Source organism: Glycomyces sp. MUSA5-2, from assembly GCF_037034145.1.
Lineage (GTDB): Bacteria > Actinomycetota > Actinomycetes > Mycobacteriales > Micromonosporaceae > Glycomyces > Glycomyces artemisiae.
In genome coordinates this window covers 1-10,180 of sequence record NZ_JBAGKG010000021.1, presented here as the reverse complement: position 1 = coordinate 10,180, position 10,180 = coordinate 1, and the positions used below count along the sequence as shown (strand labels likewise).

Sequence of the window (10,180 nt, the reverse complement as noted above, 5' to 3'; positions counted from 1 at the left end):
GTGTTCCCTGTCAAGTCCTGGCGTGTTGCGATCCGAGGTTTCTCGGACCCCGCAGTCCTTCTGCGAGCCTCGATGAGAACCTCCCCTGTTTCAAGGACTGCGGAGAGAAGGGGTGCCATGATCTCAACATGTCGGCCACTTCCGATGAGGTTGAGCACCTCGCGTTCATCAAGTACCTTCATCAACTTGGGGTTGAGCAGGCTCGGCTTTCATATCCGATGGCGTCCGTGAGCATCCTTCTGTTTCATGACGCGGTCGAGTCCTTTCTCCGGCTTGCGGCGAAGCGCTTCAGCTTGACGCCGCCGAACGACTTCATGGAGTACTGGGACAAACTGGGCAAGAAGCTTCCAGGGGCAACTGTGCTCCCGAACAAGCCTGGCATGTTTCAACTGAACAAGCATCGCGTCAATCTCAAACACCACGGTATTCAGCCAAGTCCGCGTGACATCGGCAGTGCTGTTACCGAGGTCGCGGCGTTCTTCGCAGGGGCAACGCAGACGGTGTTCGGCGAGGACTATGAGACGGTCTCGCTAGTAGACATCATCAGTCAGGCGGAGGTCAAGACGTTCGCCGAGAAGGCCGAGGATCTTGCTTCGGCGGGCAACATCGTCGCTGCGATGACCTATTTGAGAAGAGCTTTCGACGAGCTCTTTAACCCAGACCGGCCCGGGAGCGGACTTAGGACAGGCTCACCCTTGGCCTTCGACCTCTCATCGCTCTCACAACTCAGAGAGAAAGCATTCGCGGCCAGCAGAAGTCTGGAGGCCCCGGACCCATCAGAGGCCGAGGAGAGACTGAAGGATGTTCTGAACGAACTTGCACAGCTCGGCTCAGCTCTCCGGCCGCTGCGGCTTGGAGTCATGTTTGCAGCCCTGGCGATTGACTTCGGAGAGTTTCTGAGATTCGACCGGCTTGTCCCAATTCCCGAGGGTCCGTATGACGATGGGACGATTCACTGGCTCGCTGGGACTGGCTATGCTCCTGATCGCGACGAGTTCAACTTCTGCCTTCAGTTCGTCGTCACCGCGGCGCTGCGAATGGCTGCCGCCGAAGGCCATGCAGCCGACCCAGCCTGGCTAGTGCGTGAAGACGACGGCCGAGTTCATCTCCATGTGTTTTATTCGGACCGACCCGAAACCGATGAGACCGAGCCTGATATCGCCTGACCTCAGAGGGTGGTGTCAGCGCAGGGTGCCATCATCAGTCCTATGAGCATCACTCAGGGCCAGGTGCGTCAGCTGGCCTATATCCGATACCTCCATCGGCTGGCAGTCGACCAGGCGAAGCTGCCTGAGCCAATGGCCTCGACAAGTCTTCTACTGCTGCATGACGCTGCGGAGTCCTTTCTCATCCTCGCCGCGAAGCACTTCAATGAGCCGGACTCCGGCAATTTCCTCGGATACTGGAAGCTCTTGAAGCCTCATCTCGGTGGCAGGAGTCTCCCCATGTATCAGGACATGGAGGTGCTGTCCAATCAGCGGCGAGAGCTGAAACACCGCAGCACTCATCCTGGTGCCCAAACGATCGAGGATGCCGTAGCGAACACCGCGACGTTTCTTGCTTCGGGGGTCCAGATGGTGTTCGACGTCGACTACAGCTCGATCTCGATGGTCGATCTGATCGGCCAGGACCTGCCCCGACAGTTGGCCCATGAGGCTGAGGCCGCGATGTCCAACGGCGACATCGTCACCGCGATGAAGCGTCTTCGTGAAGCGTTCGACCAGCTCTTCGCCGCGCATCAACCAGTAACTGTGGGCCTCCGGAGATCAGACTTCGCGTTCGGGCCGCAGCTGAGGGACATCGACAACTTCTTCCGGAGTGGAACCGACCTGGACGAGGTCGTGAAGCGACTTGTCGAGGCCGTTCGCCCGATCCAGGAGGGCATGCGCCTGGTGTCTCTGGGACTCGACCGCTCGGAGTTCCTGCGGTTCGACCGCCTGACTCCGCAGTACTCCAGCAACTTCCAAGGCGGCATCCACTGGGCTGCTCCGCTCGGGTATGCCCCGGACCAGGAGGCATTCGATTTCTGCATGCAGTTCGTGGTGACCGCAGCGCTTCGGCTCGCGGCAGCCGAGACGCGAGCGGCTGATCCCGCATGGATGCAACGCGACTACTACGGCCGCTTCGATGAGGAATCCCTCGGCGAGGAACCGGCCGTCGAGAACCGCGGCGCGGCGCCGGCCGACGAGATCAGTTTCTGACCGACCGATGTTGACATCCTAACTCTAACTAGTTAGAGTTAGATGCATGGAGAAGACGCCGTTCAAGGTCACCGCGGCGACCCTCGATGTCCTCGAGGTGCTGCTGTCCGGTGACGATGCGCTGTATAGCTTGAAGATCGCCAAGGCCATCGGGCGGCCCGCCGGCTCGGTCACCCCGATCCTCATGCGACTCGAACGCTGCGAGTGGGTCACCAGCCATTGGGAGGGCGATGGCGGCGAGCGGCAGGGACCGCGCCGCCGGTTCTATGAGCTCCATCCCGATCACCTTGCTGCCGCGCGTGCTCTCGTCGCTGAGCGTCGACCCGCAAGAAGGTCCGGCGTCAACAGCTTCCGCCCCGGCTTGGCGGGCGCGTGACCACGATGGAGTTTTGGCTTGCCCTGATCGTGATGCCGCTGCTGCTGTCCGAGTTCACTGAGCTTGCGCCTTGGCTGGCCCGGAAGCTGATCCGCGTCGCAGCGCTCCTGCTTCGCGATGAGTTCGCGACTGAACGATTCGCGGAGGAGTGGGCGGCCGAACTGGAGACCAAGCCCGGCAAGCTCGTCAAACTGGGCTATGCCCTCTGCCGTCTGGTCTTGCTCCCGCTCACCGTCATCGAGGTCCGTATCGATGCCAGGGGACGCCGGGCCGCGCAAACGCGCCACAAGTCGACCGCGGTCGATGCGCCAGGACCTGCGACGTTCGTCAAGACCCATGGGCATGGCCTGATCAAGGAGTTGGCGAAGGCCGGCATGACAACAGGACTGATCGAAATCAAGTATCACCCGGACCTTGGCCTTACGATCTTCCGCGGCGCAAACGGCGCTATGGTGGCGGACACCGAGTTTCAATGGACCGACGACCTACCGAGCAAGGCCCGCCTCATTTCCGACACCCGCAGCGGCGAGTGGGGCATGCAGCCCTGCTGGGAGATGCTCACCGAGGAGCAGAAGCAATCCCTCAATGCGTCACTGCAACGACGCTCGTCCGCGTCGAACACCGATGCAGTTGCTCTTGACTGACTTGACGGGATTGAGCATGAATTTCCTGGTTCCTTTGGGGCTGATAGTGATGACGGTTGCGTTGGCTCTGGCCGGGTTGAGCCGGTTCTCGCCCTGGCTGCCTCAGCGCATGGTCCGCTGGGCCGCCCGCAGACTTCGCGATGAGGAGACTGTCGAACGTTATGCCGAAGAGTGGGAGGCCGAACTCGAGTCGATCGCAGACAGTCTTTCCCGACTCCGGTTCGCTTTCGGACGAGTATTGCTGCTGCCCTTGGCGATCCGGGAGCAGCGGATGTCAATGCAGACTCGCGACAGCCTCTCAAAGATCGGAGGGAAGGCTCGGGGAGGCTTCAGCCCGGACGAATTCCTCGAACTCACTGAGCAGTACTTCGGCAGGCTTCAGGAATACGGCATCGATCACTTCGTGGTCGTCGACCATGGCGAACACATTCTGGTTCATTTCATCGACGGCCGTGTCGAAACGGTCTGGGAACCTCGAGCGCTGGAAGCACTCCTCGCTGACCTCCGCAACTATGCGCATCGCAACGGCTCCAAGCAAAGCCAAGCCGAGCACTCAGACTGACCGCTTCGGAGAGCTGCCCGAGGCCGACTCCGGCGGCCGAGTAGTTCTCCCCTTGCGCGTTGTCCGGGTCTCGTTGAGTGCAATGTAGGTGAGGACGACCCAGCCAGCCTGGTCGCGTTCGTCGGCGTGCTCGGGGTCGCGGGCGCGGCGGGAGACGTTGAGGATCCGGTCCCAATCCGGGCTCCAGGGGGCGAGGGCGGCGGGGTCGTGCTCGCCGCAGGCGGGGATCTCCTCGACGCCGGCGTGCGGGCAGGCCTGGAGGATCTCGACTCGGAGCGAGCGGATCTGGCCGTTCTTGCCTGCCCGCAGGTCGATCGTGTTGCCGGGCCGCAGCGCTGCCGCCCAGGGGAACTCGCGCAGGGGAACGATCGCCTGGGTCTTGGTGCCGCGCAGGCTCAAGGTGACGCTGCGCAGGCCCATCGGCATCCAGCGGTGCGGCCGCTTCGGTTTCGATTGCGCTTCGCCGGAAACGGGCGGCTTGGCGGTGACGCTGTTCAGGTCGGTCATGGTCGGGATGCTAACCGCCGAGGGTCCTAATCGCAGGGTGACACTTCGGCAGCTCGCCTGATCGACCCCCGGTGTCACGGTCGCCGAAGCGGGACGACGCGTGCCCCGTCGCCCTTGGCGAGTTCCGCGTTTTCCAACGTGAGGAGGTTGACGACCCTGGCGTAGCCCTCGTTGGTAGCTCGCAAGTCGGTGTTCTCTTCTCGAAGTTCCGCCAGTTGGGCCTCGGCTTGGTCGAGCCGTTCGCGCAGGCGGCGTTCGCTGTCGGGGACGTGTCCCTGGGCTCGGACTCTGGCGTAGAACTCGTCCTTGAGATCGGTGTGCCGGTGTGTGAGGACATGCCGCTTGACTTCGGCCTCGACAGCGAGGCTGACAACGGTCAGTGCGCCGTCGGATCGGAGAGGGATGCCGTCGAGGAGTCGGCTCATGGCTGCGATGATCTTCGCGCGCTCGTCTGCTGCGGTCATTGCGGCCTCCGTGGTGCGGTGACGATGCGTTCGGCGTCGTGAACTTCTGCGAGGCTGTGCAAGTGCTCAGCGCGCACTGCGAGGCGATCGGCGATCGGCTGCGGGGTAAGCATCGATGCGGCTTCAGTCTTGAGGCGCTGCGCTTCGGTTCGGAGTTGCCGCGCGTGCTCGTCGGTGCGGGCGGCGTTGGCGCAGCCCTTTGCGCAGCGGTCGAGGCTCGGGGCGGTGCGTTTGGCGGCCCGTTCTGGATGGCATAGCGCCTTGTGCGGATCGTAGTTGCAGGTCAGATACGCCTTCTTGTTCTCGAAGACGTTGAGCAGCGGGTCGGAGAGCAACGCCCGTGCCTGGCGTTCGGTGGTGATGATGCCGCCGAACTGCTCGCCCTGCTGGGCGACCGCCTGGATCAGCCGTTGCGCGGCAGGACCGGAGACACCGGTGCCCGCGTCGAGTTGGGAGCCAAGGTCGGAGAGGTAGTCGGCGACGCTCCGCGCGGTTTCGAAGTCGAGCAGCTCGTGGATGCCGCCTCGTGAGCGGCTGGCGTAGCCCTCGCTGACGACAGTCCGGAGGTGTCCGTATTGGACCGCGAGGGCGATCAGTCCGTCGGGCTGTCGGGCGATGTGCCATGCCAGGGTGCGACGGAATCTCGCCGTGGTGACTGGCCCGGCGGGATCTGCCGGGATGTGCCCGGTTCCGGGCTGCTTGGTGGCGTTCTGCTTGTTGGCCCAGGCGATGAAGTCGCTGATGCGCTGGTTGATGACGCCCGGGGAGAGCGCGCGGCCGGGCGGTCGGTTGCTGCGTTCGAAATCGTGGTGGTCGACGGCGAAGAGCAGCCCGGTGTCAACAAGCCGTTCGAGGACTTCGATGGCCTGGGCGGCTTGGTGAACGGTGACCCATGGGGTGTTCCTGACCTCGCCGGTGGCGAGGTGGTTGCCTTCTGAGTCGCGTGCGTCCTTGAAGTGCCTGCCGGTGATCGAGACCCGCTTCGGCTGGGAGGGGCCGGCCGCCTCGTCGACTCGGCAGCAGCCGGCTTCCAGGACCAGCACTTCGCCGGGACGCATGCCGGTCAGGAAGGCGAGAACGATGTAGCAGGCGGTGCCCAAGTGCCGAACCAGCGGCTGGATCTCGTCGAATTCGATCATCTCGATCCAGGGCTCGCCCTCGATCGAGCCCGCGATCGGGATGTTGAGCGGGCTGGGACCGGGATGGTCGCTGATGTATTGCCGCCATCGGGGGCGGACAACGGTCTGGTAGACGACCTCGGCCGCGATGTCGAGCGTGCCGGCGATGTAGACGCAGGCAGTGCCCGGCCATCGGCCGTGACGATTCACCGGTATCGATCGACCCGCGGTGACGGACTCCTCGAGGTAGCGCTCCAGGACTTGTCTGTCTCTGGGCGTGCGCGGTTGCTTCGCTCGCTCTCGCAGGCGGTTGAACTCGGCGCGCGCGGTGAGGATGTCGTCGGCGAACTCCTCGACGAACCGCAGCGCCCAGGTCAGCAGCGGCGCCATGGTGTCGGGGTGGATCGGCTCGGTGCGGTTCTCGCCGGCCGCCAGGGGCTGTTGCAGGAACGCGCGGTGGCCGAGGCCCGACCACGGGGGTTCGGCGATCCGGCAGTGACCGGGCAGGTAGGCGAGGGCATGAAGATGAAGGCGCGTCAAGCCGGTGAGATGGTGGCGGATGGTGTCGGGGCCCGAAGGCGTCTCTCGGTGCAGGTAGTTGACGTATTCGGACTGGACCTCGCCCGTGACCTGGTCGAGTGACGTGATCGACTGAGTGTCGAGCCATGCGGCGAATCGGCGCCAGCGGCCGACGAGTGAGACCACCGCCCGGATGCCGAGCCGGCCCCGCATGGTGCCGATGCGGGTGCTGAGCAGTTCGGCGGGAATCGGCAGGTTGATGATCCCCCAGGCAGCGAGCCGGAACTGCTCGCGCAGCGCCGCCGGGAAGTTCGACCAGTCGATACGGGTGCTTTGCCTGGTCGGATTGCCATCGAGTGCGGACAGCGTCCAGAACTGGTCCCCGTAGACGGGTATGTAGTCCGGATCGTCGACGACGGCTCGGGCCGGGTCGAAAACCGGTGTCCGGTCCGTAGGGGTCGACGCAGGCGTGAAGGCGGCGGCTGTGCTCATGATTCGAACCCCCGGTTGAGCAGCGAGTCGATCGCGTCGCGGTCGGCGCGATCGACGGCCTCAAGCGCATCGCGCCATTCGGCTTCGGTGCAGTGTTGCTGTTTGAGGTCGGCCAGGCGCTCGTGATGTTCGCGCCAGTCGCTCTCCCAGACCCCGGTCGGCAGGACCGCGCGGAGCGACTCCAACGCCTGGTGAAGATAGGTGAGCCGAGGCAGGTGTCGGGGAGCGACAACCGCGTTGGGACAGGCGAGGCAGAGCAGGAACGAGGCCCGGCAGGGCTGTCCGGGCGTCCCGAAGGGACTGTTGCGGTAGTCCGTGCAGCAGGCGGTGGCCGTGTCGTCCCCTGTCTCGGGCTCGGGGCCGCGCCGGGCGACAAAAGTGCGTGCGACATGGTCGAGGGCGCCTTGAAGTCCCTGCTGGATGACCGGGACGACCCTCTCCGCGGTTTGAGGGTCGGAGAGGACGTAGACGCGGTCGTGGACGTCCTGACTGTGCTGAACCGGGGTGCGCCGGTGCTGCGCGACTGCGGTCTTGCGCAGGCGACGCAGGTTCAGCGGGAAGTCCAGCCCCATCGTCCGCCCCCAGTCCTGGACGGCGGTGGGGACCAGTTGACCCGAGCGGAACATCTGCAAGGGGTCGTGTTTCCCGTTGAGCTTGAACAGGCGCGAGATCACCAGCCGGTCCGAAGGCAGCCCCTCACGAAGCAGCAGTGCCCGTGCCGGCGCGGTGACCTCGAGGATGCTCGTGATGAGCCGACCGGGCGATCCGGCTCCCCAGTCGGTGAGGTTGCGGGTCTCAAACCGGGTGGGCTGGCCGCGCCGGCGCTTCTCCAACTCCAGCGTGTAAGTGCGCGACCCGTCGGCCCCCGAGTCCGGGTGGTGAACGGGGATGCGGACCTCGGCCGCCGACGTGGCGTTCCATCCCTGTTCGGCAACGAGCAGCGCGACCAGGGACACTGCTTCGTTGCTCGACAGGAAAAGCCGCTGCCAGGTCTTGACTGAGGAAGAGCCTCCCAGCACTTTCAGATACCGCGAGACGACGCGGCGGCCGTGACGGGCATCGCCGTAGTAGAAGGGGACGTCGCCGGTCGCGGCGAGCACTTCCAAAGCCTCGCCGATGAGCCAGTCCCGACTGCCCTGCTCGAACTTCCCGTCCCGCCAGTCGCCGAGGTGCTGCGTGCCGCGACGGATGCGCTCGAGCGCCTGGCGCAGGTCCCGCTGCGCGGCAGTCTTAATCGCGCCGTAGTCCTCTTTGCTGTAGGCCGCCTCACTCGGCCGGGGCCGCAGCAGGCTGCGCTGCTTCATGAGCGACCGCGTCACCGCAGGGATCTCCGGATGGTCGCCGAGCAGATTGGCGAGACCGCTGAGATGGCGCGAGCCCCGGTTCGTTAGGGGCCGGCTGAGTTTCCAAGCCACCCAACACCCGGGAGTGAGCTCGGCAAGAGTCCGCGGCGGGCGGTCCAACTCCGCGAGGAAGCGCGCGAACTTGGCAAACAGCACCCAGCCTTCCCGGCTCGAGTCGATGGTGCGCCAGGTGCCGTCGGGGCCGGCCCGGTGGGCGAAGACGGCGGCGAGTGCCCGCTGGAGGTCCTCAGTGACCGGCAGCGACCCGAAGTCATAGGCCCGTTCGGACGCGCCGTTCTCACTGACGTGCCTGACCACGAGCCCGGCGCCTTCGCTGACCGCCGGGCGCCGGTGCCCGGCCTCCGGCAGCGCCGCGCGGCGCCCGCGCCCGCTCACGCGACCTCCCCGAGATCAAGGATGCGGTCCGAGGCCGCTGCCAGCCGCGCCAGGAGCCCGGCGATGTCGGGAAGGTCCTCGTCAGTCAGCAGCGACCGGAGTTGCAGGTCGGCGACCGGCGCCAGGTAGATGTTGCGAGTGGTCTCGACACTGGCGTGGCCGAGCAGGTCCTTGACCATGCGCCAGGGGTCGCCGTAGAGCAGGCGGTAGTCGCGCCGTTCCTCGACCGTGAGGCCCAGCCGCAGGTCCATGGCATGGTGCAGCGCCACCAGCATCACCAACGCCATGGAGTGCCGCGCCATATGGGGCGTCAGGAACGGCGGATGCTCCACCGAACCGGCGAGCACTCGCCGGCAGCGGTCGCTCGCCGACCGGAACACCGCCTCCCAGGAGTGCGGACGAAACGGCATCCCGTTCTCCGCCAACCACAGCCACAACGGTTCGGGACCTTCCGGCCCCTCGGAGAACAGCGACAGGCGCTCCTGCGGATCGAGGGCGTCCAACCGCGCCATACCGGCTTGACCGAACCGGTCGGTCCAATGCAGCACCTGGTGCTCGCGCCCGGAAGTGCGCTCGACCATCCGGAGCCCGCCGAACCGCTCGTAGACGCCCTGGGCCTGAGCGCGGCGGATCGCTGCGCGGCGGGTGGTGAGCATGTAGGTCTCGATGGCCTTTAGCGGCGCGGCCCCGATGTAGACGGTCCTGGCCCTGCGGCTCTTGGTGACCGCCGAGGCCAGGCGGCCGTCGTAGAACCGCTTCGCGGTCGCGGCGGAGGTGGGGATCTCGACGGTCAGCAGGGATCCGGCCTCGGTGCGGCGCATCCCCGAGGAGAGCAGCAAGTCCGCGAACGCGGCGTTCCGGTCGTCGTTGCGGCCGGCCCACGACCGGTCGCGGCGGCCGTCCGCGTCAAAGCCCCGCAATCCGACATCCCGCCAAAGCCGGAAGGTCCGCGGGGTCAGCCACTTGACGTTGCTGGAGCGCGCGTCGATAGCCTTCAGCGCGGCGATCTCGCCCCGCTCACGATCGCGGGCTGTGAACTGCCGCATCAGGATCGGGCTCTTCTGGATGTGCTCCTGTGCGGCCGCCCAGGTGAACAACATCTGAAAGGCGGCCAGTTCCCGGTTCCACTTCGAGCCGCTGATACGCCGCGGATTTGCCGGTGAGCGCCGGCGCCAGTCCTCGAAGTCAAAGAGGTCGTCGGCGGTGGCCTCGACCCAGGTCTTCTCCCGCTGCCAGAGGAAGTCGAACAAGACGCAAAGATCGGTGGCGTAGTTGCGCTTCGTCTCCCGCGCCAGCCGCGCGAAAGCCGACCTTGTGAAGAACCGCGTCAGGCGAGCGTCGACGCGGCACTCCGGATCAGTGAGAAACAAGTCTCCTTGCCGGACGCCGAACCGCGCTTCGCCTGACGCAAGCGCTTCGGAGTTCTCCAACAGCGGATGCTCCGCGCCTCGCCTTGCCGACATCGGTCGAACCCAGTGAATCTGCCACCGCTTCACGGCAACACCCTCTCATCATGACGCAACACGAGCTGCTGCAACACGCTGAGTTAACAGGGAAG

General features: G+C 65.4%; 10 protein-coding genes. 5 read left to right on the top strand and 5 right to left on the bottom strand.

All coding sequences use genetic code 11. The features are described from left to right. The 5 genes from WA640_RS28635 to WA640_RS28615 form a co-directional block, all read left to right on the top strand. On the top strand, positions 1 to 1,166 hold a 1,166-nt coding region (locus WA640_RS28635; RefSeq protein WP_335992374.1), incomplete at its 5' end, for a hypothetical protein. A 42-nt stretch (positions 1,167 to 1,208) separates the two neighbouring features. Beyond that, positions 1,209 to 2,201 carry a hypothetical protein gene (locus tag WA640_RS28630; protein ID WP_335992373.1) on the top strand — a complete coding sequence of 331 codons (993 nt, stop codon included), beginning with the start codon at positions 1,209 to 1,211 and terminating at the stop codon, positions 2,199 to 2,201. Positions 2,202 to 2,247: 46 nt separating this feature from the next. Beyond that, positions 2,248 to 2,577, top strand: a complete 330-nt coding sequence (locus WA640_RS28625; RefSeq protein WP_335992372.1) for a PadR family transcriptional regulator — start codon at positions 2,248 to 2,250, stop codon at positions 2,575 to 2,577. Next, entirely contained in the window at positions 2,574 to 3,221 is a 648-nt protein-coding gene (locus WA640_RS28620) for a hypothetical protein (protein WP_335992370.1), read from the top strand. Before WA640_RS28625 ends, WA640_RS28620 begins: the two co-directional genes overlap by 4 nt. 16 nt (positions 3,222 to 3,237) lie before the next feature. After that, positions 3,238 to 3,783, top strand: a complete 546-nt coding sequence (locus WA640_RS28615) for a hypothetical protein (protein WP_335992369.1) — start codon at positions 3,238 to 3,240, stop codon at positions 3,781 to 3,783. Here the strand turns inward: WA640_RS28615 and WA640_RS28610 are convergent. The 5 genes from WA640_RS28610 to WA640_RS28590 form a co-directional block, all read right to left on the bottom strand. Continuing rightward, positions 3,775 to 4,290 carry a hypothetical protein gene (locus tag WA640_RS28610; RefSeq protein WP_335992367.1) on the bottom strand — a complete coding sequence of 172 codons (516 nt, stop codon included), beginning with the start codon at positions 4,288 to 4,290 and terminating at the stop codon, positions 3,775 to 3,777. The two genes, WA640_RS28615 and WA640_RS28610, sit on opposite strands and share 9 nt — an antisense overlap. Positions 4,291 to 4,364: 74 nt before the next feature. After that, a complete protein-coding gene (locus tag WA640_RS28605) occupies positions 4,365 to 4,754 on the bottom strand; it encodes a hypothetical protein (protein ID WP_335992364.1) in 390 nt (129 codons plus the stop codon). Continuing rightward, on the bottom strand, positions 4,751 to 6,883 hold the full coding sequence (locus WA640_RS28600; protein ID WP_335992362.1) for a hypothetical protein: 2,133 nt from the start codon (positions 6,881 to 6,883) through the stop codon (positions 4,751 to 4,753). Before WA640_RS28600 ends, WA640_RS28605 begins: the two co-directional genes overlap by 4 nt. Further along, entirely contained in the window at positions 6,880 to 8,622 is a 1,743-nt protein-coding gene (locus WA640_RS28595) for a hypothetical protein (RefSeq protein ID WP_335992361.1), read from the bottom strand. The genes WA640_RS28600 and WA640_RS28595 overlap by 4 nt, the downstream gene beginning before the upstream one ends. Next, on the bottom strand, positions 8,619 to 10,052 hold the full coding sequence (locus WA640_RS28590) for a site-specific integrase (RefSeq protein ID WP_335992359.1): 1,434 nt from the start codon (positions 10,050 to 10,052) through the stop codon (positions 8,619 to 8,621). Before WA640_RS28590 ends, WA640_RS28595 begins: the two co-directional genes overlap by 4 nt. Between the last annotated feature and the right edge of the window lie 128 nt (positions 10,053 to 10,180).